General features: G+C 57.7%; 22 protein-coding genes and 1 pseudogene. 21 read left to right on the forward strand and 2 right to left on the reverse strand.

Translation table 11 applies throughout. The annotated features are described in order from the left end of the window. Window positions 1-125 precede the first annotated feature (125 nt). Genes LZK81_RS06295 through LZK81_RS06315 form a run of 5 tightly spaced genes read left to right on the forward strand, consistent with a single transcriptional unit; the run spans window position 126 to window position 2,165 of the window. Window positions 126-695 carry a head-tail connector protein gene (locus LZK81_RS06295; protein ID WP_233955539.1) on the forward strand — a complete coding sequence of 190 codons (570 nt, stop codon included), beginning with the start codon at window positions 126-128 and terminating at the stop codon, window positions 693-695. After that, on the forward strand, window positions 695-1,027 hold the full coding sequence (locus LZK81_RS06300; protein WP_418936477.1) for a phage head closure protein: 333 nt from the start codon (window positions 695-697) through the stop codon (window positions 1,025-1,027). The genes LZK81_RS06295 and LZK81_RS06300 overlap by 1 nt, the downstream gene beginning before the upstream one ends. Next, window positions 1,024-1,422, forward strand: a complete 399-nt coding sequence (locus LZK81_RS06305) for a DUF3168 domain-containing protein (protein ID WP_233955540.1) — start codon at window positions 1,024-1,026, stop codon at window positions 1,420-1,422. Before LZK81_RS06300 ends, LZK81_RS06305 begins: the two co-directional genes overlap by 4 nt. A gap of 54 nt (window positions 1,423-1,476) precedes the next feature. After that, window positions 1,477-1,731: a hypothetical protein gene (locus tag LZK81_RS06310; protein ID WP_046611661.1), complete on the forward strand. Its 255-nt coding sequence runs from the start codon at window positions 1,477-1,479 to the stop codon at window positions 1,729-1,731. After that, complete coding sequence (locus LZK81_RS06315; protein ID WP_233955541.1) at window positions 1,728-2,165, forward strand: hypothetical protein; 438 nt, start codon at window positions 1,728-1,730, stop codon at window positions 2,163-2,165. The genes LZK81_RS06310 and LZK81_RS06315 overlap by 4 nt, the downstream gene beginning before the upstream one ends. On the opposite strand, the gene LZK81_RS06320 is transcribed toward LZK81_RS06315, so the two are convergent. Beyond that, complete coding sequence (locus LZK81_RS06320; RefSeq protein ID WP_233955542.1) at window positions 2,149-3,375, reverse strand: MFS transporter; 1,227 nt, start codon at window positions 3,373-3,375, stop codon at window positions 2,149-2,151. The two genes, LZK81_RS06315 and LZK81_RS06320, sit on opposite strands and share 17 nt — an antisense overlap. A 106-nt stretch (window positions 3,376-3,481) precedes the next feature. On the opposite strand from LZK81_RS06320, the gene LZK81_RS06325 reads away from it, so the two are divergent. The 16 genes and pseudogenes from LZK81_RS06325 to istB all read left to right on the forward strand — a co-directional run bounded on the left by LZK81_RS06325 (window position 3,482) and on the right by istB (window position 20,504). Next, the gene (locus LZK81_RS06325) at window positions 3,482-3,889 is read left to right on the forward strand and encodes a phage major tail protein, TP901-1 family (RefSeq protein WP_046611658.1); all 408 of its coding nucleotides are present in this window, start codon (window positions 3,482-3,484) and stop codon (window positions 3,887-3,889) included. After that, entirely contained in the window at window positions 3,889-4,236 is a 348-nt protein-coding gene (locus tag LZK81_RS06330) for a gene transfer agent family protein (protein ID WP_233955543.1), read from the forward strand. Before LZK81_RS06325 ends, LZK81_RS06330 begins: the two co-directional genes overlap by 1 nt. 20 nt (window positions 4,237-4,256) lie before the next feature. Beyond that, window positions 4,257-4,484, forward strand: a complete 228-nt coding sequence (locus LZK81_RS06335; protein WP_255392918.1) for a rcc01693 family protein — start codon at window positions 4,257-4,259, stop codon at window positions 4,482-4,484. A gap of 32 nt (window positions 4,485-4,516) precedes the next feature. Continuing rightward, entirely contained in the window at window positions 4,517-5,047 is a 531-nt protein-coding gene (locus LZK81_RS06340; RefSeq protein WP_233955544.1) for a phage tail tape measure protein, read from the forward strand. Between the two features lie 23 nt (window positions 5,048-5,070). Beyond that, window positions 5,071-5,709 (forward strand): DUF2460 domain-containing protein, encoded by a 639-nt coding sequence (locus LZK81_RS06345; protein WP_233955545.1) that lies wholly within the window; start codon window positions 5,071-5,073, stop codon window positions 5,707-5,709. Further along, window positions 5,706-6,563, forward strand: coding sequence for a DUF2163 domain-containing protein (locus LZK81_RS06350; RefSeq protein ID WP_233955546.1), 858 nt, complete (start codon window positions 5,706-5,708; stop codon window positions 6,561-6,563). Before LZK81_RS06345 ends, LZK81_RS06350 begins: the two co-directional genes overlap by 4 nt. 1,742 nt (window positions 6,564-8,305) lie before the next feature. Next, window positions 8,306-9,988 (forward strand): AAA family ATPase, encoded by a 1,683-nt coding sequence (locus LZK81_RS06355; protein ID WP_233955547.1) that lies wholly within the window; start codon window positions 8,306-8,308, stop codon window positions 9,986-9,988. Between the two features lie 94 nt (window positions 9,989-10,082). Further along, the gene (locus LZK81_RS06360) at window positions 10,083-10,556 is read left to right on the forward strand and encodes a hypothetical protein (protein WP_233955548.1); all 474 of its coding nucleotides are present in this window, start codon (window positions 10,083-10,085) and stop codon (window positions 10,554-10,556) included. A gap of 259 nt (window positions 10,557-10,815) precedes the next feature. After that, window positions 10,816-11,022, forward strand: coding sequence for a hypothetical protein (locus LZK81_RS06365; RefSeq protein WP_233955550.1), 207 nt, complete (start codon window positions 10,816-10,818; stop codon window positions 11,020-11,022). 573 nt (window positions 11,023-11,595) lie between these two features. Beyond that, the gene (locus tag LZK81_RS06370; RefSeq protein ID WP_233955552.1) at window positions 11,596-11,802 is read left to right on the forward strand and encodes a hypothetical protein; all 207 of its coding nucleotides are present in this window, start codon (window positions 11,596-11,598) and stop codon (window positions 11,800-11,802) included. 123 nt (window positions 11,803-11,925) lie between these two features. Further along, the gene (locus tag LZK81_RS06375) at window positions 11,926-13,788 is read left to right on the forward strand and encodes a RiPP maturation radical SAM C-methyltransferase (protein ID WP_233955553.1); all 1,863 of its coding nucleotides are present in this window, start codon (window positions 11,926-11,928) and stop codon (window positions 13,786-13,788) included. Further along, window positions 13,788-14,549: a DUF5825 family protein gene (locus LZK81_RS06380; RefSeq protein ID WP_233955554.1), complete on the forward strand. Its 762-nt coding sequence runs from the start codon at window positions 13,788-13,790 to the stop codon at window positions 14,547-14,549. Before LZK81_RS06375 ends, LZK81_RS06380 begins: the two co-directional genes overlap by 1 nt. Beyond that, entirely contained in the window at window positions 14,546-16,864 is a 2,319-nt protein-coding gene (locus LZK81_RS06385) for a lantibiotic dehydratase family protein (RefSeq protein ID WP_233955555.1), read from the forward strand. The genes LZK81_RS06380 and LZK81_RS06385 overlap by 4 nt, the downstream gene beginning before the upstream one ends. Window positions 16,865-16,920: 56 nt before the next feature. Beyond that, complete coding sequence (locus LZK81_RS29410) at window positions 16,921-17,721, forward strand: lantibiotic dehydratase C-terminal domain-containing protein (RefSeq protein WP_418936496.1); 801 nt, start codon at window positions 16,921-16,923, stop codon at window positions 17,719-17,721. A 549-nt stretch (window positions 17,722-18,270) separates the two neighbouring features. Then, window positions 18,271-19,764: pseudogene (istA, locus tag LZK81_RS06390) on the forward strand (IS21 family transposase); the annotation flags it as partial. Between the two features lie 5 nt (window positions 19,765-19,769). Continuing rightward, window positions 19,770-20,504 carry an IS21-like element helper ATPase IstB gene (gene istB / locus LZK81_RS06395; protein ID WP_046611191.1) on the forward strand — a complete coding sequence of 245 codons (735 nt, stop codon included), beginning with the start codon at window positions 19,770-19,772 and terminating at the stop codon, window positions 20,502-20,504. Window positions 20,505-20,580: 76 nt separating this feature from the next. Here the strand turns inward: istB and LZK81_RS06400 are convergent, their stop codons facing one another. After that, window positions 20,581-21,561 (reverse strand): metallophosphoesterase family protein, encoded by a 981-nt coding sequence (locus LZK81_RS06400; RefSeq protein WP_233955556.1) that lies wholly within the window; start codon window positions 21,559-21,561, stop codon window positions 20,581-20,583. Window positions 21,562-21,873 lie beyond the last annotated feature (312 nt).

Below are 21,873 nucleotides of genomic sequence, written 5' to 3' on the forward strand. Positions count from 1 at the left end.
ATCCAGCCTTTCTGGCGTGGTGCCTCTCCGCATCGATATCCATCGGGCTCGGCCTGGATCCTCGGGTCGAGCCGAGGATGACGGAGTATGCGGAGCGGCGTCGGCCAAGCTCTCCAAGGATCCCCATGACCTACGCCCAAACCACTCCGCCTTCCGCGGAGCCGCTGACGCTTGCCGAGGTGAAGGCGCACCTGCGCCTCGATGGAAGCGACGAGGATGCGCTGCTGGCCTCGCTGATCAGCACCGCCCGCGAACACCTGGAGCGGGAGACGGGGCTTTGCCTGATCTCTCAAGCCTGGCGGCTCTATCTCGACCGCTGGCCGGCGGACGGGGTGATCCGGATATCGAGATCGCCGGTGCAGGCGGTTGAGAACGTTACGGTTTATGACGCTGACGGGACGGCGCTTGAAGTTCCACTGGAAGATCATCTGCTCGACGGCAAGGGCCGTCCGGCGCGGTTGTGGCTGAGGCACCCGCCGGCGCCGGGCAGATCGGTCAACGGCATCGAGATCGAGTTTTCGGCCGGTTTCGGCGAGGCGGGCATCGATGTGCCGGACACGCTGAAACGGGCGATGTCGATTCATATCGGCCACATGTTCGCCTTCCGCGGCGTCGTCTCGCCGGAGAACCAGCCGGCCGGCATCCCCGACGGCTACGAGCGGCTGATCGCGCCCTTCCGGATGCGGAGGCTCTGATGGTCCAGTTCTTCGATCCCGGGCTGATGACCGCAAGGCTCGACCTCGAGGCGCCGCAGGCGGTGCCGGACGGGCAGGGCGGCGCGACGGTGGCCTGGGAGGTGACGCTCTCGCTGTGGGCACGCATCGAGCCGGTTTCGTTCGTGGTAGCGGAACAGGCGGCCGCGGAGGTCGGCACCATCAGCCACCGCATCTGGGTACGGTTCCGCGACGGCATTTCGGCCGGGCAGCGGTTTCGCAAGGGCGCACGGATCTTCCTGGTGAAGCTGGTGCACGATCCGGACGAGACGCGGCGTTATCTCGTCTGCCAATGCGAGGAGGAAACCCGATGACGGCGGGAAACGCGCTTCTGCAGGCGATCCATCAGACGCTTGCCAACGATGCGGCGCTGACCGCGATCGTCGGTGCCGACGGCATCCGCGACCGGCTTCTGCCGCGGGCAAAGCTGCCCTGCGTGGTGTTCGGCGAGCTGGAGACACGGGATTTTTCGACCGCCAGCGAGGCCGGTGAGGAACATCTTCTGGTTCTGGAAATCTGGTCGGATGGCGAGGGACGGCGGCAGGCGCAGGAGATCGCCGGGCTGGTGCACGGCCTGCTGCATGATGCGGCATTGGCTCTCGACGGTGCGGTGCTGGTGAACTTGCTGCAGGTGGGCACAAGGACGCGGCGGGAGCCGAAGACGAAGTTCTATCTGGCGGAGATGCGGTTCCGGGCGGTGACGGAATAGGCTTGCGTAAATTACACATTTTGCGTATTTTAAGTGGAGCCAAGGAGCAGCTTCATGACTGAACCCCTCCGCGTTGCGGCGACGGAATTCGCGCGCAATTTTGCAAGATATCAGGACGAGGCGATCAGCGCCAAGGTGATCAGTGTCACCAGTCACGGGCGCGTAGTAGGCGCTTATCTCTCCGCCAGCGAGCTTGCCCATTACGAAACGCTGAAGCGCAAGGAACGGGAGATCCTGACTGTCGGTGAACTGGACGAGGAGACGCTCTCTGCTATCCGTGACGCCGAATACGGCTCGATTACCAAGTGAGCTTTCCGGAGGCCAAGCCGGGTCTCGTCATCCGTTACGCGTTCCTCTGGAGCAGCGAGGAAGATCGCGGCTCAGTGGAGGCGGGCAAGGATCGTCCCTGCGCCATCGTTGTCGCCGCCTATAACCAGGCAGGCGCGATCCAGACGATCGTGGCGCCGGTGACGCATTCGCCGCCTCATGGCGACAATCCGAAGTCCTCGCTCGAAATACCTGCTGCGATCTGCAGAAGCCTCGGCTTCGACGACGGCCGTCATTGGCTGCGGCTGGATGAACTCAACCGGTTCCTGTGGCCCGGCTACGATCTGAGACCGCGTCCCGACGATGCGAGCCGTTGGGACTACGGCATGCTGCCGAAGGAATTCTTCGAGCTGATGCGCGGCCGCATCATCGACCTGGATCGCGAGCGGAAGAACAGGATCATGAAGCGGGACTAGGTTCCGCCGTCCGCGCATTCGCCCGCCGTACCAGTCCCACCAGCATCAGCACCAATACCAGCGAGATTGCCGAGAGCACGGCGCCGGTCACAAGCGCTGCCGTGACGCCGGCGCGGTCGAGGATGGCGGTGAAGACGACCGGGGCGGCGGCAGTGGCAAGGTTCTGCGGCAGCGACAGGCGGGCCGATTGCAGGCCGAATTCGCCGGGCGAGAAGAGCGACAGCGGCAGGAGCGCACGGGCGACTGCGAGCACGCCGGTGCCGAAGCCATAGAGCAGCATGAAGACCACCAGGACCGGGGCAGAGGACGTGACGGTCGCGGCGAGCAGGAAGCTGAACAGGATCAGGCCGGTGCCGACGAGCGAAGTGAGCAGCGCATTGCCGCGCCTGCCGAGAGCCATGTCGACGAAGCGGGCGGAAACGCCGATCACGCCACGCGCCGAGCCGAGCTGCAGCGCAAGCGCCGGCGAGGCGCCGGCCTGTTGCAGCAGGGCCAGCAGCGAGGGCGACAGGCCGAAGCTGATGAACGAGCTGATCGCGGTGGCAGCGGCCACCAGGAAGAAGGCACGACGGCGTTCCGGCGGGGTGAAATCGACCGGGGCCGTATCCGTGGCTTGGGTTTGCCCGTTGCGGTCGATCGGTTTGGGAAGACCGAACAGATAGAGCGGCAGGCAGATGAAGAGCTGCAGCATGGCTGAGAATACGAACGTCATCCGCCAGCCGACGAGATCGTTCATCAGCGTCAGGGCCGGCCAGAAAATGGTCGCCGAAAGCCCGGTGAACAGCATCAGGATGGCAATGACGCGCTTGCCGTCCAGGCCCTCGCGCTCGACGACCGCCGTATAGGCCGGCGCCGACAGGCCGAGCGCGCCGCCGATGCCGATGACGATCCAGGCGAGACCGTAGACCAGGATTTCGTGGGCGCTCGCCAGCAGCAGCAGGCCGATCGCGAAGATGACGGACGCGCAGGCCATGACTTTTGCGGCGCCATGGCGGCCGAGCAGCCGGCCGGTCGCGGGACCGGCGAGCGCACTGACCAGCATCATGATCGACAGGCCGAAGAACACGACCTCGTTCGGGAGGTCGAGTTCCGGCGCGACGATGCGGCCCATGACCCCGAGCATTTCGGAGGTCGTGCCCCAGGAGATGATCTGGGTGACGGCGAGCACGGCGATCGTCTGCGCCGAGCGCAGGGGGAGAGTTTTGGGCATGGCGGCGGGAGGCATTCGCGAAAGGGATGGTTGAGCGCCCGGTGCTCTAGCACCGCATTTTACGGCGCGGAAGCGACAAACGGACAACAGCGGAAAGGACTTCCACATGGTGGCGCAGAAGGGCAAGGATCTGCTCTTGAAGATCGACAATGACGGCGCGTTCCTGACGGTGGCGGGGTTGCGCTCGAAGCGGCTGGCCTTCAATGCCGAGACCGTCGACATCACCGATGCCGAAAGCGCCGGACGCTGGCGTGAGTTGCTGGGCGGCGCCGGCGTGCAGCGCGCTTCTCTGACCGGCGCCGGTATTTTCAAGGACCAGGAAAGCGATGCGCTGGTGCGGGCCGCGTTTTTTGCCGGCAGCATTCTGGCCTGGCAGATCCTGATCCCGGCCTTCGGCACGGTGACCGGACCGTTCCAGGTGACGGCGCTCGAATATTCCGGCGAGCACAATGGCGAGATCCGCTTTGAACTGGCACTGGAATCGGCCGGCAGCCTGACCTTCGGAGTGCTGTGATGGCGGGCGGACACGCGAACCGCAGGCGCGGCGAGGTGGAGGCGGTGATCGACGGCGAGCGCCGCATCCTCTGCCTGACGCTCGGCGCATTGGCGGAGCTGGAAACTGCGTTTGCGGCCGGCGACCTCAACGGGTTGGCGGACCGGTTTTCCTCCGGGCGGCTGAAGGCGGCGGACATGATCCGGCTGATCGGTGCCGGCCTGAGGGGCGGCGGCAATCTGCTCTCCGACGACGAGGTGGCGGCGATGAGTATCGAGGGTGGAATTTTAGGCTACGCGCGGATTGTCGGCGATCTGCTGGCGGCGACGTTTGGGGCGCCGTGCGGGGAGGCCGCGGCAAACCCTTGAATGCCGCAGTGGGATTCGGAGTGATCGCAGCAGGAGTTCCCGACACTGCGATCGAAGAGGCGAGGCGACCGTTTCCGTGGGATGCGGTGATGCATGCCGGCCTCTGCCTGCTGCGGCTTCCGCCGAGAGATTTCTGGGCGCTGACGCCGGTCGAGTTTTCTGCCATGGCCGGCGGACTGAGGGGACGTGGCGCGGGTCTGGAGAAGGCCGGGCTGGACGCGCTGATGCGGGCGTTTCCGGATGGGTGAATTAGGGCCGCGGCGACAAAAGGGAGTTCACCATGGAAGACGACAATAGCTTGGCCGGCACGCTCTCCGGCGCGGAGGCACTGACCGGCGTGATGGCGGATCTCGAAGTGCGTTCGCAGCGCTTCGGCGCGGCGCTGACCGGGGCGCTCAGGTCCGCGACGACAGGCGGGCGCGGGCTCGAGGACGTACTCAAGGGGCTCGGCAACCGGCTTTCGGATATCGCGCTGGCCGCTGGCCTCAGGCCGCTCGAAAACATGCTGGGCAGTGCGATCGGCGGGCTTGTCGGGTCGGTGACGCCGTTTGCCGACGGCGGTGTCGTGCGCTCCCCGAGCTTCTTCCCGATGGGCGGCGATATGGGCCTGATGGGCGAGGCCGGCGCGGAAGCGATCCTGCCGCTCAGGCGCGGGCCGGACGGCGCGCTCGGCGTTGCGACGGCCGGCGGCGCCACGCCGCAGATCGTCTTCAACGTGACGGCAAGCGACGCCGCGAGCTTTCGGAAAAGCGAAGGGCAGATTTCCGCCATGCTGGCCCGCAGTGTTTCGCGCGGACGGCGCGGCCTGTGACGATGATGTTGCGAGGATGAGAGATGAGCGGTTTTCACGAGGTTCGGTTCCCGTTGCGCCTGGCGCTCGGGGCGACCGGCGGGCCGGTGCGGCGCACCGATATCGTCAATCTTTCCAACGGGCGCGAGCAGCGTAACCAGCGCTGGCGGGATTCAAGGCGCAACTATGATGCCGGTTCGGGAGTGAAGTCGCTCACCGATCTTTATGCGGTGCTGGAATTTTTCGAGGCGCGGGGCGGGCAGCTTTACGGCTTTCGGTTCCGCGATCCGGTCGACTGGAAATCCTGCGCACCGGGCGAGGCGGTATCGGCGACCGATCAGGCGATCGGCACGGGCGACGGGGAGACTGCAGCGTTCCAGCTCGTCAAAATCTACGCGGATGGCGCGGGGAGCTGGGTCCGGCGGATCGTCAAGCCGGTTGCAGGAACGGTCGCGTTGTCGGTGGACGGCATTGCGCAAGCGCCGGAGGCTTTTTCCGGTGATGCGGCGACGGGGATCGTCACCTTTGCCGCCGGCCATGTTCCGGCGATCGGCGCGGTGGTGCGGGCGGGTTACGAATTCGACGTGCCGGTGCGGTTCGACACCGACCGGATCGACGTCAATCTCGCGCATTTCGATGCCGGGCGCATCCCGACCATTCCGCTGACGGAGGTTTTGGCATGAGAACGATACCGGCTGATCTGGCCGAACATCTGGCGCAGGAGGCAACGACCACCTGCCACGCATGGCGGGTGACGCGGCGGGACCGGGCGGTGCTGGGATTTACCGAACACGACCATGACCTGACATTCGGCGGCACGACCTTCCTGGCGGCGAGCGGGTTTTCGGCAAGCGAGGCAGAAGCGGCAACGGGGCTTTCGGCGGGTGCCGACGAGGTGGCCGGTGGGTTTTCGAATGCGGCGATCCGCGAGCAGGATTTGGCAACCGGCAGGTATGACGGTGCGCGGGTGGAACTGTTTCTCGTCAACTGGGCGGCGGCGGATCAGCATGTTCTCTTGAACGTGCGGGAGATCGGCGAGGTTTCCCGCGCCGGCGGGCAGTTTCGCGCTGAGCTGCGCAGCCTGGCGCATCGGCTGAGCCAGCCACAGGGGCGCGTCTATAACCGGCGCTGTGACGCGAGCCTCGGGGATGCACGCTGTGGTGTAGACCTTGATCTGTGGCGGGGCGAGGGGGCGGTGATCGCGGTGAAGGATGCCAGCCGGATTGTCGTCTCGGGCCTCGGCGGTTTCGCGAGCGATTTCTTTCGGCAGGGCGTGCTGACGTTTGCGGGTGGCGTGGCGGTCGATGTCGACGCGCACGAAAAGAGCGCGGACGGTTCGGTGGCGCTGACTTTCTGGTTGCCGCTGGAGGAGCCGGTTGCGGCGGGCCACACGTTCACGGTAACCGCGGGTTGCGACAAGTCCTTTGCGACCTGCAAGAGGCGCTTTGCGAACCATCTGAATTTCCGCGGCTTTCCTTTTCACGTTTGGAAGGAAACTGGGCAAAAACATATGTATCGGTTTGGGCAGCTTTGTTGAAGGTCTCGGTGACAAGTTGTTCCCTGTTCGATCCCCCGGAGGGGATCGAACCCGCCGTAAGGCGGAACTGATGTTCCCCGTCCCGATAAGCCTCGCAAGCCATGTAAGGAAATCGATGTCACCCGAAGGGCCGGAGGACGGTCGAGGGCCGTAGCCCGAGATCCGTTGACCTCGATTTCCGTCATGGCATGCTGGTTCTCGGGAAAGGAAGAAAACAAGAGTATGCGAGCGCGCTCGCATTCCGCTTAAAACGAAGTCGGGCCGGGTCAGCGGTGCCTCATTGCTGAGCTGGCTCGGTCCGACTTCGGCTTAAAAAGAATGTCGGGCGTTAGCCCGTCCGTTTTTCTTACGACCCGAAGGGGCGTCGGACCTGCTCCGTAGCGAAGCGAAGGAGTGGGCTTTGAGAGCGGCTTCCAAAAGGCGGCTTTCGCTTGACGCAGCCGACTGAAAATTTCTGCACTACCGCGTGGACGAATTTTGCTTACGTCCACGAAGGTTCGGCCGCGGTGCTCTTGCTTTTGAATCGTCCTGCACTGAATTCCACCGTATCGCCCAACCTGCCAGCCCTTGAGGCCGAATGAACTCAACTCCCTTGGACAGGATATGCTGAACCAAGAAAAGGCGCGTCTCACGCTCTACCGATTCTTCTTCAGCCTCGACCCTCCGAACAGTGGACACGCTCAAACTGGCGTCGACACCCAACGACTTTTGGGAATGTTGCAACCCCACTCGAGCGGCCCGAATTAGGCGTGCTGGTACATCGCTCTCGCCTGTATCCGCTGATTCGATGATGCTCCAGCCCTCACCATCATGCGGCGGCAGAAATCTCAGACCACGGCGCTTGAAGTAGTCGACGAGCGATCGGTGCACTGCGGGGGACGACGGGGTGGTCTCCGCACGCTGAATAGCCCGTCTCGAACGTTTGCTCGCAAGCGCCATCGCATCCTGGCTTTCACCAAGAAGCTCTCTTGCTGCTTTTAGCATTAACGGGGGCACCCTCATAAGGATTGAATGTCATTGCCCCGTCCTTAAATCAAATCAGTTGACGCCGAGAATGAAAAGGCGTCTACAAAGATCGAAAAGGCGTCCTGAAAGAATGATTTTGAGCGAATCCTTGATGCCCTTAACTCGAATCACGTTTCTAATAGGTGCCCCGTGCCTTCTCCAAAATTCTTCGCCGACATCGAAATCGTAGAAACGCTTGCAACAGACCTTGCAGCTCTTCGGGACGGTGCCTTCGATTTTTCACGGCTCGGGGATGCTCCGCTAATCAATGACGCCTCTTTCGGAAAACGCGCTGCGGTCTGCCTGCGAGGATTCGTTGCAGGTCACCCACGCCTTTCAGACGGTGAGCGGGTCATGACATCTGAACTTTGGGCAACGTGCGAAGTGGGGGGACTTCTTTTCGCACGCACGCTTTCGCGTTGGTATCGCATTGAGCGCGCAGTCGATCTTGGCAAACATTGAAACCTGCACCCGTTCTCGCCGCCTCTCTTCTCCCTCCACCCCCTGAGCCCTTGTTTTCAATTTGCCGTCGCCGGCGGCTCGGAGACCTATTAATGAAGAACCGTATCGCTCCCGTCGAGTTTTCCGAACTTCGGCGAAACCCCGCAAAGTTCATGATGACCTGCGCGCTAAAAGCTGCCCTTCGTCAGACGCCACAGTTTCAGCAGAATGCAAAGGGCATAATGCTCTGTATTGTTGACAAGAACTGAATCTGGCACGCGAAGGCCGCAGCATCGTTGTTGCTGACCGCAAGTCGCGAGGTTTTCAGCTTTGATGATTTTCGAACGCCGGTTCAGGTGTACGGCGTGCACTCCTCTCGGTCAAAATCGAAAGATGCCGAGTTCGTCTCAATCATTCGTCCAGAGCATCAAGCGATCTACCTTGCCCCTTCGCTAAGCGCCTTCCCAAACGCTCTCGTCCTCGCTGCTGATCAGACCGTTTATGTCGCTCCGCCGAACGGTCGGCATTTCAGGGCGGCGCGTAGGGTTTGTGGGGGCAAAGACGTCTCGATCGACGTCGCGAACGAGATTTCCAGACAGGAAGCCGAGATCGTGACCGGTCTCGCCGCACGAAATTCGTTGTCAACTTTCGACCTCTCGCTTCTTGAGAGGCCAGCAGCGGCGGCGCTTCCTGACCGAGGACCGAAGCTTTCCGATCTTCCGGGTTATCGCCCCGCGCGCGCGTGGGCGGCAGACCTTGGACAGGACATAGAGGATTGGCGCGATGGAGGGCTAGACTGGTCGGCCGTCGACAAGGGTTTCCTTCTTGCCGGACCTCCAGGCACGGGCAAGACACTCTTCGCCACCGCACTGGCGAACGAGCTGGGATTTGATCTCATTTCGACCAGCGTAGGCGACTGGCAGGGGAAGAAGGACGGCCACCTCGGGAACCTGTTGCGCGCAATGTCCGAATCCTTCGCCGACGCCGGTTCGCGCAAGGGTGCGGTTCTCTTCGTCGACGAACTGGACTCACTTGGCGACCGGAGCAGGATGAGAGAGGACCACGCCTACTACGAGGGCAATGTGATCAACCGGTTTCTCGAGTTGGTCACGCAACTCTTCCAGCAAGAAGGCGCGATCCTCATCGGAGCAACCAACCATCCACAGCTTATCGATCCGGCTGTCTTACGGTCCGGCCGACTGGAAACGCACGTCTATCTTGATCTTCCGGATGACGTCGAGCGGTCGGAGATACTCTCGTATCATCTCGATCGTATCCTTTCGCCGCAGGACCTCCGACTACTTACGGACAAACTCACGCTCGCGACCGCGTCCGATCTCGAAAAGCTTGCCCGCAAGGCGAAGAGAACTGCGAGAGCTCGCAAGGGGTCGATCACCACCGGCGATGTCCAGGCGTCGCTGCCCGCGCAGCTTCCGCTTCCCGAGTCTGTGCTTCATCGGATTTGTGTGCACGAGATGGGGCACGCCCTCATGGTGATGTCGTCCGGAGTGGCCGATGTCATCGATATCCGGGTTGAATCCCATATGGTCGAAGGCACCCCCATCCAAGATGGAGGGCGTGTGCGGTATGAGATGCATAATGCAGCACTTCCGACGGAAAAGGATTTGCTGGCAAAAATAAGAATTTTCCTCGGGGGAACTGCTGCCGAGGACGTCGTGTTCGGCGTCAGGTCTATCGGCGCCGGCGGCAGCGAAGGAAGCGACCTCGACCAGGCAACGAGACTCGCCTACCGGTTCGTCGGGAGCTACGGGTTGGGCAAGTCGCTGCGGTATCAGGTGGACGCCTCCAAAGTTGACAATCGGTTTGTGCCGTCCGCGGAACTTCGACAGGAGGTCGACGCAATCCTTGCACGCGAATATCGCGCCGCGAAGGAACTAATGGCGAAGGAGAAGGCCCGGCTTCTGCGATTGTCGGCAGAACTCGTCGTCGACCGCAAGATGCGGATCGAGAAATCGTAGCCGTGCGGCGCATAGCAATGGCGATATCGCTCCACTCACCCAAGGATTCGACGGTCATGCAATCCTTCTGCAGCCCGATCAAGGGACGACTTTCATGATCCGAATTTCAGAAATTGCGGCTCGATATCCGCGTCTGTTCTTGAGCCATCTACCGTTCGGCGTCGAATGTGGAGACGGCTGGGCGGACATTATCTACGCGTTCTTCGCAACCGTCGAGGAAGTGGTCGCGGCGGAGGGCGGGACGTTTCATCTGCTTCAGATCAAGGAGAAGCTCGGAGCATTGAGAATCTATTTCCGAACGACTGAGATTCCCAACAGGGGCGTCGCGGCGATAGATCGGGCCTATGGATTGGCCGAGGCTCGTTCATTTCACATTTGCGAGCATTGTGGTCGCCGGGGTTGTCTCACGTATAATGGGATGATGTATGCCACGCGGTGCGGTGAACATGCTGAAGAACTGGAATCCCAGCCAGTGCTTCCGACACCACGTATTACCATCGTGACTGCGGCAAGGGCCGTGCTTTACGATCCCGACGCCGATCCGTTCGTCGCCATGCGATCAATTTGATTGAGCGGCAACGGGAGATGATGCGTAGGACGGTTGCAGTTTGCCGTGCCCAAGTCTGCAAAACGTTTTTGGTTCTTCAGCATTCGCTGTTATAAAACCTTGAAGGTGAGCGAATATTTACGCTGCAACCAAGCGTCGTATTTGTTCGCACCCCTGCCACGCCAAGCGCGCGTTCGCGGGCTTCAGTAACCCAAGCAAAAGTGCAATCCTTAAGCGCGGGTATACAGGCAGCCGGAGCCCCTGACCATGAGAGGGTGACATGGCAGAGGAGACGTTCATGGTCAGGAAGTCAGTGGATCTAAGGAACGCGGAACAAAAGGAACGGCAGCGTTTGCTGCGGGAGAGGCAGAAGGCCGAGCGCCGACCGGGGTGCGATGATGTCGCCCGCGTCGCGCTGCACTGGCTCATCTCGAAGGCGGTCAACACTGGCGCGTGTATTCGGATTCGACCGATGTATGACGGATGACATGAAGAACTGCATCGGATCGGCCCATCCTGTCGCACACGCCCTTGGCCACCGGCTGTCGCTGTGTCCGCCCTGGTTTACCAGTTGAAACCATCTCGGTTGGTGGTGGTGCGATTCCTATGTCCGGGTAATCGGTAACGGTGGCGGCACGTCTGCTGTCGATCGTCGTCGCGCGCCTCGCCCCTGATGGCCCCTTTGTTATCGGAATGACGACATCATCGAGCGTCGATGGGGACCGTGCATTGCGGCCGGTGACACCTACATCGACCCGGTACGCTCAAGTCACGGATATATTCAAGGCGCTCGACTCGAGGGCACGGCGATCGGGTTTCCTCTCTCTTCGTTATGCGGTTATGCGCGCTTACTGTTCGAGAGAAAATAGCACCGGCACGTGGGAAGAAGGTTAAGACGTCGTTGTACGTGCTAGAATAGAGGGGTTCTAGTAGACGTTCACTAGCGGCTCTGTGGAGGGAATATTACGGTAAACTAATCTGTTGACTTTTTTCGGTTGTCATAGAATGATGAATGCGCGCATTTGTTGATTTTCATATTTTTTTATATGGGAGAAGTCCGATGAATGATGATGACGTTACAAGACAACTTAACGCACTTCGCGATGGTATTGCCCCACATATAACTCCTGAGATGCTTTCTGGGCTAGAAAATCTAACTGTGAGAGAGGTTAGAAAGTTTGCTACAGAGCCTGGTGAGGCGAGTTCTCAAGGAGAGAAGCCCGCGAGCATCGTTACTGTTGTAATTTTAGTTTTCGCTGCGACATAAATGCCTGCGAAGTTGGACAAATGGCCCAGACCTTTTGCGGTAAGTGACAACGGCAATTGTAAAGTATTGCTTGTGGTAATGCCTTGGTCACCCCCGCAATTTCCAGCGCTCGGAGTTACGCTCTTGCAGAGTATACTCAGACGCGATGGTATCGAATGTGATCAGCTTTTTGCAAATGTTATCTTTTCAAAGTTTCTCGAAGATGACATTAACATCGAGCGCCAGCTAACCCGATTGCCGGTTAGCGAGATCGCGTTCACCCCGTTTTATTTTGATACCGAGATTGAAGTGGCGGCAAAGCTGCTGCAAGATTATATTGCCCCATTTGCGGTCGATCCCTCTTTGTACCCACTGGATCGTTTCACCAAGGTTGTCTCTGCGGCTGGCGACTTGCTTGACTATCTTGCTAGCAATGTCGACTGGCAAGCCTACGACGTAATTGGCTTTTCCGTCATGATGCAGCAGACGGTGCCGTCACTCGCACTTGCAAAGCGCATAAAAGCGATAAGCCCGAACAGCTCAATAGTGTTTGGTGGTCCCAATACATCCAGCCCGATGGGTGAGGAAATTCTACGATCGTTCGGAGGTGTCGTTGATTATATTGCCGAAGGAGAGGTAGATGGAACAATCACGCAACTTGTCCGACACATAAGAACGAAAGGGGTGGGCGAAAAGCTCCCTCCTGGTATCTGGTATCGTGACGACGATGGAAAGGTAGTGAGTTCCGGAAGTCCGACGCCATTTCACTCACTTGACTCGTTGCCGATGCCCAATTTCGACCCCTTCTTTGACCAACTCTCTCTATTCGACGTGCAACATATCGCGCCGTTCATTCCGTTTGAGACATCACGTGGCTGCTGGTGGGGAGCTAAACATCACTGCACTTTTTGTGGTATTGGTGATGACATCATGCGATTTAGGTCAAAATCGGACGAACGCGTTCTTGAAGAAATCCGATATTTGACGTCACGGCACACACTGCCTGACATGTTTGCTGTCGATAGTATTATTAACTATAGGTTCTATCAAACTCTATTGCCTGCACTTGCGGCCGATCGCGAGCGTGACGAGAGTGATATAGCGTTTTTTTTCGAATGCAAATCAAACATCCGAAGAGAACACGCCGTCATCTTTCGAAAAGGCGGCGTCCGTGAAGTACAGCCTGGGATCGAAAGCTTTAGCGATCACATACTAGAGTTAATGGACAAGGGAACGACGGCTGCGAGGCAATTGCAGTGCCTGAAAGTTCTCGCTGAGCAGCACATTTCTGTTGCATGGAACATTATTTATGCAAACCCTGGGGAGACTGTCGAGGATTACCAGGAAATAATGGATGCGATCCCGTATATGCATCACATCCCTCCGCTGCACGCGGGCGGATACATCCCGATGCAGGTCAATAGGTACGCGCCATATCACGAACGTCCTGAGAGTTATGGGGTCACGAATATCACCCCTAGGCCGTATTACAAACAGTTGTTTCCAGACCCGACTGTTGATCTTGATAAGATCGCGTTTTATTTCGACTACGAACTTGAGGGAGGGTGGTCAGAGGAGTTACTTCTTGCGCATCGCCGCCTGCGGGACGCTTTGGATGATTGGCGAAGTGTCTTTATTCCGGAATCGCTAGTTCAGAAGCGGGGTCCCGGTTTCACTGTGATTACTGACAAGCGCGTCCTGAGCTTGAATTGCGGAATGCCGGACAAGGTTGAATTATTGGGAATAGAGCATGAAGTATTCGCCGCCTGTGATGAACTAACAACGGTAGACGAACTTGTTAGTAATCTTAGCCCGCTTTTCGATGATGCGTTGATCCGGATAACGCTGTCAGACTTGGTAGCGAAGCGATTTATCTACCGCTCGAAATCAGGACAATTGGTCAATACGCCTCTGCGATTCGAGGGCGACGGCAGTAGTATGAGGACACTGCAAAAGAAAAATCGTTCCGTGTTCGCCAAAACAGTAATGGTGGAAGCGAGCGTCTAATGGTCGTATCAATCAGTCCATTTGATTTTTATTTACAACGTGCGGCTGACGATCAGTCGTTGAGTGTTGACTTGGGATTGATAGACCTGTCTGTCCCGGAAACGCTTGACCTTATGTCCAATTTCAGGACGGCTAGATCCCGTCAATCGTTGGCTTTTTCGATTAGGTGCCAACTTCGGCTGAGCGATGCCACGCGGTATAACCTCAAAGAGTTGTCAACAGCGGGCGTAACACAAGTAACGTTGTCCGACCCAAACCAGTGGCGTCAGTTGCCCCATCGAGATGTGATGGTTTTGCGAGCGATAAGAGCAGCCAACGAATACGCGATCGAAGTGATTTGGTTATTGCGTGAATTCGCAGAAATTGCCGGTATCGACTCGAACTACGCCGCTCGCCTTTTTCATCTAAGTCCTCCAACTTACGACCCCAAAAATCCGTCGTTCAGTGTATCTTGGCGAGAATCTCTTCTTCCTCGCTCCCTGACACATGCGCGAGGTCCCGGTTTTATTCGTATCTTTGATCAGCGAAATAACTCGCGTTTTGTTACGTTGGCCGGGCTGCAGTACCGTCTGTGGCAGTTGGCAGAGGGCGGAATTTCACTCGATCAAATACTGGAAGTAGGCGGCGGCGGGCGTTCGACCATCGCAAGATTTTTTACGGCACTGGAAGCACAGGAACTTGTATATATTTCGGATGGATTTGTGGTTCCACTGTCTCTTCGCCGCAGCTTGTCAGAGAGTTGGACCTCAGGCCTACAGTGAGAAACAAAGCTACGGTCGTACTTGCACCCTATTTTATTCAGAGGCGGGCGATCATAAGAGGATCGTCGTTTGAGAGCATATTTGAAACTGAGTTTCATAGCGAGCTCATTAAACTCTCAGGACTCGAGCACAGAATCACCGATGCCGCTGCAGGGCTTGCCGACGCAATATTCAAACGTGTAAGAGGTGAACAAGATACCGACCTCCGTCGACGCTTGCTGGCTGCGAAAAGAGGTATCCACAACCACGCTGCGGTCAGCATTGAATCTCTCGACATCGAAACAACCTTATCGTCCGGGATGCGTTCTTGGAACATGCTGCTGGAAACGCGCGATGCACTCCACGCTGAGGTCGCTGCCTTATATTCTGCCTGCATTGCCAGCGTAGGCTACCGAGCCTATGAACTGAGCAAATCCTTCCCGCTTCAGCGGTCGTTGAGAGTTTTGAACCCGCGGCTTGCGGATGCTAAAGTCTCGTCTCTTCTTGGAAAGAATGGGCTTTCCCGTATCGGCTTATCACTCGTATCTTATGCTGTCAGAGGGCTGACGAAGGCTGACCCGTTTGCCGGGTTGGGTCACATAACAGTCGGAACGTTCCCAGACGTCCAGAGCATACACTCGCCAAGGCGGTGTGGCGCAACGCTAGACCAGTCGAGAGCAATCTGCTGCGAAGAGGGCCAAGCCAATGCTAATAACTCGTTGTGGATCGTAAACCCAACAATTGAGATCCAACCAGAGACTGGAGAAGCTCGATACTTTGACACTGAGTGGCATACCGGCGACGATGCTCTCAATACGATGTATCTGCCCGAAATATGGAGACTTCTCTTGCAATCCGTTCTGGCTCCCCTCGGCCCATCGGATTATCTAAAAATCAAGCGGCAAGTCGCTATGGTCCTTTCCCTCCAAGATAGTGATGCCGATTATTTGATAGCTCGGCTTGAGAAGCTGGGTCTTTTGATTCGGTGTGACGGTCACCTTCCTAATAGCTCCGCTTTTGAATACCAACACCTCGGAGCGATCCACGCAAATAATAGTTGTGCGAAAGGCGGAATGACAACTGAAAGAGACATAGTTCCTCCGCCCAGTGAATTTATGCCAATTTGCAACATATTACATCTTTTCAACTATCAAATGGCGTGGATCGATTCTGTCTCAGAGTTTTTTTTAAGCAGATGGGGTGAGAATGGCGAAACTGGGTTGCTTCAATTCTTCGAAGAGTTCTGGCAGCATTCAAAGATCAACAACGCTCTTCTGACTTTTGAGTCAGAGACGCATGGCTATAAGGAGATGAAGCGCCAGAGAGGTGAACTCATATCAAAGCTGGCATCGATACTTGAAGTCGAATGTGGCCAAGAGGTCTCCGTCAGCGAATTGTTTCAAAACTACGCAGCCGAACGACCCGGTGCCGCCGTTATGCGAAGCTCCGCATTCTCGGGGCATATTCTGGATAGACGGTTCATTCTTGATCGCGTGCTGCCAGGGTATGGAGCGATGTTCGCAAGATGGAGTTCGGATGATCATGGGCCGAACTCTGCATCGGAGCTTTTACGATTACTACGCACCAATCTCGTCAACCAACAAGGGTCGAATGAATTTATCGAGCTTGTGGGCAGTTTTGGATTCGAGCCTCAGGTCAACCCGCGGGTGACCGCGCGACGCCTAATTCACCCTTCAGATCTTAAGCGAACTGGGGCCGATCCCAATATTAAATTTGGCGACGTTCGTGTCGTGTTCGACGAACGCGAGCATCGGGTGTTTATGATGGATCGTCTGAGTGGAAAGTACTTGGTTCCGATCCCCATGGGTACTATTGGGCCACAGCATACTCCGCCGCTTTATCGTTTCCTATGCGCTATTGGAACTGCGTTTTGTCCCGAACTACCTCTATTAGAACACCTCGAAGCTAGGATGCCGCCACTGGCCCACCAACAAGTGCGACGCTACCCCCGTCTGACCGTAGGCCCAATAGTCGTGATGCGGAGCAGTTCTTGTGTCGCCACAGTTGAGCTATGTAGCATCCTTCAACTCAACAACCCTGTATTGCGGGCGAAAGAGCTTTTGAAGTGGCTCGACGAGCGCAGATTACCGTCCCAATGTTTTGTTAGGAGCTTGCTCGCACACTCTGCACCGAATAGACGCACTGCCTCTGCCCACAAGCCGTTGTTTGTAAATTGGCAAAATCCAGCCTCAGTGGAACTGTTACGCAAGCACATTGGGAGGATGGGCGCAGAGATTTCGATTACCGAATCGCTCCCGACCCTAAGCAAAGAGAGCGAACCGGTCACCGAAACAATAGTCGAATTATTCTGGTGAAAAGTCGTTGGCATTCCTTTCATCTTTTTTCGGACGGTCCCTTGGGTGACGTCGTCATGGCCCTGCGCCCGTGTCTCGAGCGTGCCTCGAGCCACGGCATTCCTTGGTTTTTCGTAAGGTATTGGAACGGCGGTAATCATATCCGCTTAAGACTATTTTCGACCGAGGCCGAAATTGCTTCACTACGCCCCTTGATCTGTTCTGTAGCCGGGTTGCCCAAACCGAGGAGGGAGCGCGAAAAGACGTATGCCGAAACAATCTCTCGAATGTCTAGGGTCGAAAATCTTGGCCTCGGTATGTCAGAGGTTGCAGAGGATCTAATGCCGAGCGGGGCCGTACAGGAGCGCGACTATTTTTACGATGAATATCGATATGGTGCTTGGAGCAGAGAGGACCTCGAAAGGCACTTTTGCGCCTCTAGTGCAATCGCATTTGAGGTACTAACTAGGGTAGGCCACCAGCGAGAGCGCCTGATTGCCGAGTCATACGCGCTATCATACTCAGGCCTACTAGCACCTTTTGACGAAGATTGCCCCATTGCCGAACTGCAAAACCTTCTGGCATCAGCAAAGTCACTATGGTCTATAGAGCCCCGTCTGAAGGAAAATGAAGTTCAATGGTTAAACAACATCAGTAGAAGATTTCGGACGACCAAGACACTGTACTCATTTTGGGCAACAGAAGTTGAAGGTCTGCTGTCGAAGCTGATGTTAGACGATAGACAAAATCGATCTCGTCTTCGATCCTTGCGTTTAGATCTTTGCCATCTCCTAAACAATAGGCTCGGTGTGTCTATTCAGGACGAGCTTAGCATGTACGCAGCTATCGCTGAGGCACTGAAACGAACCCAAATCTGATTTGAGCCCGTGAGCATCAAAACGCAAGAAACCTACCAAGACTTAAACAAAGTGCGAGCAGCGAGACGCCCGACACCACCGCGGCGCGGAGACGATTCCGCTTCCCGTTACGTTTTGCGGCTACTCGGCGAAGTCGACGAGATACTCAGACCCCGGCCGCTGGCCGGTAAGAACCAGATGTCCCCTGCTCGGGTGCAAGCCACGTAGAGCAGCCGCCGTTCCGTCTCGTATACGTCGTCAAGCTCGGCTGCGTCGGCGGCAATCTTGCCACCGATCGCCGTCGCGAGGATCTGGTTGTAGAGTTTCTGTTTCGGGAAGTCGTCCCCACCAAGACGCTGGTCCAGTATCCAAAAAACCGTCTTTCCTTATGACGCCCAAGTTAAGAGGTCTGTCGCCAGCACCTTCCTGCTTCAGATTTAGGCCAGCTTGCCTATAGAGCTGTGTTCCGGCGTGCAAATTTGACCCCGTTGGCGGGGTAATCGGCGTCCAATTTTGCCCCCCTCAGATTTCATCTGACCATCCGGCTTTTGACGGCGGATGGAGCGGGAGTTGAAGCGAGTGGATACGATTGCGCGTGTTCGACGGGCCTTCCATGTGCAGGGCTGGTCGGTGAAGAAGATTGTCCGGGAACTCCACGTGTCGCGCAACACGGTTCGCAAGATTCTGCGTTCCGACGAGACCGATTTTGCCTATGAACGCGAGCGACAACCGCTGCCGAGGGTCGGAGCCTGGAAGGCCGAGATCGAGCGGTTTCTGGTTGCCAATGAGGGCAAGCCGTCGCGTGAACGGCTAACGCTGATCCGGATTTACGAGGAGGTTCGGGCACTCGGCTACGATGGCAGTTATGACGCGATCCGGCGATACGCCAAGACCTGGGCGAAGAACCGGGGAGCCGTGACGGCGGAAGCCTATGTGCCCCTCTATTACGCGCCAGGAGAAGCCTACCAGTTCGACTGGAGCCACGAGATCATTCTGGTCAACGGGGTGACAACGACCGTGAAGGTCGCGCACGTCCGGCTCTGCCACAGCCGGATGATGTTCGCCCGAGCCTATATGCGTGAGAGCCAGGAGATGGTGTTCGATGCCCATGACAAGGCCTTCGCCTTCTTCCGTGGCACCTGCACGCGCGGCATCTACGATAACATGAAGACTGCGGTCGAGGCGGTGTTCGTCGGCAAGGAGCGACAATACAATCGCCGCTTCCTGCAGATGTGCAGCCACTATCTGGTCCATCCCGTTGCCTGCACGCCCGCATCCGGATGGGAGAAGGGACAGGTCGAGAACCAGGTCGGTCTCGTGCGCGAGCGCTTCTTCACGCCACGCCTACGGGTCAAAAGCCTGGAGGAGCTGAACGTCTGGCTGCTCGACAAATGCGTCGCCTACGCCAAGGCACACCGCCATCCCGAGCAGACCGAGCGGATGATCTGGCAGATTTTCGAGGAGGAGCGCGGCAGCCTGGTGCACTACGTTGGACCGTTCGATGGCTTCCACTGCGTTCCCGCCTCGGTGTCGAAGACCTGCACGGTCCGCTTCGACAACAACAAATACTCGGTCCTATCGACGGCGGTCGGCCGCCCTGTTGAGGTTCACGCCTATGCCGAGAAGATCGTCATCAGGCAGGACGGCGTGAACGTCGGTGAGCATCCTCGTTGCTTTGGCCGTGGCGAGGCGATCTACGATCCCTGGCATTACGTCCCTGTTCTGGCTCGTAAACCCGGTGCTTTGCGCAATGGTGCGCCGTTCCGGGAATGGGTCTTACCCGCAGCGATGGAGAAAGTGCGCCGGCGGCTGAAGAGCGTCCATGATGGTGATCGGCAGATGGTCACCATCCTCGGCTGTGTTCCCACCGACGGTCTGGCGGCTGTCGATGCTGCCTGCCAGGAGGCTTTGGATCACGGCGTCTGCTCAGCCTCGGTGATCATCAACATTCTGGCCCGCAGCCGTGATCCGGCTCCGGCCGCAACCCTGCAAACCCCGGATGCGCTGCGTCTGACCCATGAACCGGTCGCCGATTGCGCACGCTATGACAGCCTCAGGAGGGCAAGCTGATGGAACGCACGCAAGTTCTCGAACTGATGAGCACGCTGAAGCTCTATGGAATGCGCAGCGCCTACGACGAGGTCATGGGCAACGGCATCAAACGGCAGCACGAACCGCCGCGCATCGTCGGCGATCTCTTGCAATCGGAGATCGCCGAGAAGCAGGCACGCTCCATTCGCTACCAGCTCAGCATCGCCAAGCTGCCGCTCGCCAAGGACATCGATGACTTCGACTTCGCCGATACGCCCGTCAATGAATCCCTGGTGCGGGAGCTGGCAACCGGCACCTTCGTCGCCGATCAGCGCAATGTCGTTCTCGTCGGCGGCACGGGAACCGGAAAGAGCCACCTCGCCATCGCAATTGCCCGTGCGTTGATCCGCAACGGAACACGCGGGCGCTTCTTCAACGTCGTCGATCTGGTCAATCGGTTGGAAACGGAAACGCGTAGCGGCAAGCAAGGGCGGACGGCCGACTATCTCAACCGTCTCGACTTCATCATCCTCGACGAACTCGGATACCTGCCTTTCGCCCAGGCCGGAGGTCAGCTCCTGTTCCATCTGATCAGCAGGCTCTACGAGCGCACGTCGATCATCGTCACCACGAACCTGGCGTTCGGCGAATGGCCATCAGTGTTCGGGGACGCCAAAATGACGACAGCACTTCTGGACCGTCTGACCCATCATTGCGAGATTGTCGAAACCGGAAACGAGTCCTGGCGCTTCAAGAACCGCTCTCAAGGCTAAAGCCGAAGACGATCATCACCCGCACTTGGCCTACCCTCTGCAACCCCGGCCAGCGCCGGGCAGGCCAAGCGCTGATCTACACCACCAGGGGGGCAAAATTGGATGCCGATAAGGGGGGAATTTTGGACGCCGATTGACAGCGTTGGGCGTAATATGAACGCAGGCACGTCCGCGAGAAGCCTGTTTCGAAATCTATGCTGATGATCGCGTAGCCGTTGTACCATTGCTTCCGGTGGGTAAATACCGCGCCTGCCTGGTTCGAAAGGAGCTTGCCCTCGAAGCCGATGACCTGCTTGGTCTTGGGGTCATGCATATGCCCGAACAGATGCAGGTCAGCATGCTTTTCGAGGATGCGGCCGAGGTAAGCGCCGCCCGTTTCCGTGAAAGCCGCGAGCGGGTGGTGGGTCGTGAATATCTTGAATGCGCCGTCGGTGAGATACGGCAACGCTTCCTCAATCGCGAACTCGGGAATTACCATCCTCCCCTCATCGGCGCCGAAGTCGGAGTGCCCGCCGGTCGAAAGCATCGACGAGTTTAGAACGACGACGTTCGTGTTCAACGCCTCGATGTAGGTCACTGTGCAGAAGAGGTTTTCGAATACCGCCTTGCTGCCTGATATATACGCCTGCAGGTTGAGATATTTCGCGAATTTCGCAGCATGGGCGGGCTGGAATTTACCCTTGTCGAAGAAACCATTGATGTTGTCGAGATCGTCGGCCTTCGCCTGCCACTCTACGTGTTCAGCCTTGTAGTCAATGATCGTGTCCTGCTGGACGTCGTGGTTACCAGGAACGATGAAAAGCCGTTCGTTCGTGGTATTCGTTGCCTTCAGTAGCGGAGCGAGCAGAAAGTCGTAAGCTGCCGCATGCTCGTCCACGGGAGGGCCGTTCGTGAGGTCGCCGCTGAAGAGAATGATGTCCGGCGTTTTGTTGCCGACGCACTGTGATTTGACGTCTTGGAGCAAGGCATCCACGACCATCTTCTGGTCTCGAAGCTTCTTGCCGCTGAAATGGAAGTCGCTGATATGCAGTATGGTTATGCGCTCGGGTGAGGTCATGCGGTCGGGATTCTCTAACATGCTAGTCGACATCGTGGTTGCGCCGGCGAAATTTGTCATCTGATTTACAGGATGGAGCGGGTCCGAAACTTCCGCAATACCATTCCGCGAACATACAACGTTTAACCAGTGCTTCCTGCGATCAGTAGTTGCGACGCAGCGGAGCCATGATTTCCCGAGCAAAGGCGGTGCGGCTTGTCAGAATTCAACTTTCCATTATGAGCTGTCGATCAGTGAAGGAAGTCCAACTACGCTTTTTCGTGGCTTCTGAGGTTCTCCGTAAGCGGCTTGTCCTCAGTTCGCTTGCGTCGG

The organism is Neorhizobium galegae (genome assembly GCF_021391675.1).
In the GTDB taxonomy this organism is placed as follows: domain Bacteria; phylum Pseudomonadota; class Alphaproteobacteria; order Rhizobiales; family Rhizobiaceae; genus Neorhizobium; species Neorhizobium galegae_B.

Coding starts and splice junctions, on each gene's coding strand:
- LZK81_RS06295 (WP_233955539.1), top strand. CDS start 126: ATGACCTACGCCCAAACCACTCCGCCTTCCGCGGAGCCGCTGACGCTT.
- LZK81_RS06300 (WP_418936477.1), top strand. CDS start 695: ATGGTCCAGTTCTTCGATCCCGGGCTGATGACCGCAAGGCTCGACCTC.
- LZK81_RS06305 (WP_233955540.1), top strand. CDS start 1,024: ATGACGGCGGGAAACGCGCTTCTGCAGGCGATCCATCAGACGCTTGCC.
- LZK81_RS06310 (WP_046611661.1), top strand. CDS start 1,477: ATGACTGAACCCCTCCGCGTTGCGGCGACGGAATTCGCGCGCAATTTT.
- LZK81_RS06320 (WP_233955542.1), bottom strand. CDS start 3,375: ATGCCCAAAACTCTCCCCCTGCGCTCGGCGCAGACGATCGCCGTGCTC.
- LZK81_RS06325 (WP_046611658.1), top strand. CDS start 3,482: ATGGTGGCGCAGAAGGGCAAGGATCTGCTCTTGAAGATCGACAATGAC.
- LZK81_RS06330 (WP_233955543.1), top strand. CDS start 3,889: ATGGCGGGCGGACACGCGAACCGCAGGCGCGGCGAGGTGGAGGCGGTG.
- LZK81_RS06340 (WP_233955544.1), top strand. CDS start 4,517: ATGGAAGACGACAATAGCTTGGCCGGCACGCTCTCCGGCGCGGAGGCA.
- LZK81_RS06345 (WP_233955545.1), top strand. CDS start 5,071: ATGAGCGGTTTTCACGAGGTTCGGTTCCCGTTGCGCCTGGCGCTCGGG.
- LZK81_RS06350 (WP_233955546.1), top strand. CDS start 5,706: ATGAGAACGATACCGGCTGATCTGGCCGAACATCTGGCGCAGGAGGCA.
- LZK81_RS06360 (WP_233955548.1), top strand. CDS start 10,083: ATGATCCGAATTTCAGAAATTGCGGCTCGATATCCGCGTCTGTTCTTG.
- LZK81_RS06365 (WP_233955550.1), top strand. CDS start 10,816: ATGGCAGAGGAGACGTTCATGGTCAGGAAGTCAGTGGATCTAAGGAAC.
- LZK81_RS06370 (WP_233955552.1), top strand. CDS start 11,596: ATGAATGATGATGACGTTACAAGACAACTTAACGCACTTCGCGATGGT.
- LZK81_RS06380 (WP_233955554.1), top strand. CDS start 13,788: ATGGTCGTATCAATCAGTCCATTTGATTTTTATTTACAACGTGCGGCT.
- LZK81_RS29410 (WP_418936496.1), top strand. CDS start 16,921: ATGGCCCTGCGCCCGTGTCTCGAGCGTGCCTCGAGCCACGGCATTCCT.
- istB (WP_046611191.1), top strand. CDS start 19,770: ATGGAACGCACGCAAGTTCTCGAACTGATGAGCACGCTGAAGCTCTAT.
- LZK81_RS06400 (WP_233955556.1), bottom strand. CDS start 21,561: ATGACCTCACCCGAGCGCATAACCATACTGCATATCAGCGACTTCCAT.